Genomic DNA, 373 nt, shown 5'->3' on the forward strand with positions numbered 1-373 from the left:
GAACTTCGGAACCAACTTTTTATACTACCAAATACACGTTCTACCTTATAGCGAGTCTTAGCTACTAATTTATTGTATCCGTTCAGTGGTGTGGCAGGGTGCTGAAATTCAGAATAAAAAATACCTAATGATATATTTATTTTATATTTTACCCAAAAAATAATTTTTAACGTTTTGTTTTTAAAGTTCATTAACAGCACTTTTATAAAGTACATATGTATTGAACAATTGCTTATAAATATCTTTACTTCAATTTTTTAGTTGATAATTAATTATAGCCATACCACTNTATGGCACATGGAAGGGGTACAGACTTATTGCAGCAGATGGTTCTTCCCTTCGTTTACCTGCTTCACCCGAAATTATATCGGAG

It is taken from the genome of Candidatus Cardinium hertigii (assembly GCF_003788695.1).